This window comes from Streptomyces milbemycinicus (assembly GCF_002154605.1).
GTDB classification, from domain to species: domain Bacteria; phylum Actinomycetota; class Actinomycetes; order Streptomycetales; family Streptomycetaceae; genus Streptomyces; species Streptomyces milbemycinicus.
Genome location: NZ_MUNE01000347.1, coordinates 1 through 299, shown reverse-complemented (window position 1 = coordinate 299; position 299 = coordinate 1).

Below are 299 nucleotides of genomic sequence, written 5' to 3'. Positions count from 1 at the left end.
TCGGGGGCCGAGCCGACCCGGATGCGGTCCAGGGCGGGTACGGGGGAGGCGGCAGTCATGAAGGGGAACTCCTCTCACCGGTCGTCGGCGACCGGGCAAGGGGGCGTGCGGTGCGGGTGGGGCTGTGGTGCCCGGGTGATGCTGTTTTGGGCAGCTTCATGGGCCGGGTGGCCATCCGTCAAGGTTTCGTCATGACATTCGGACGTAAGGTCAGCATGCCAGGGTGAACGTACCGTCGGCACGCGGCCGTACGCAGGCGGGGCCGTACGGAGGCCGGGCGGGGCGTACGGAAGAGGGCG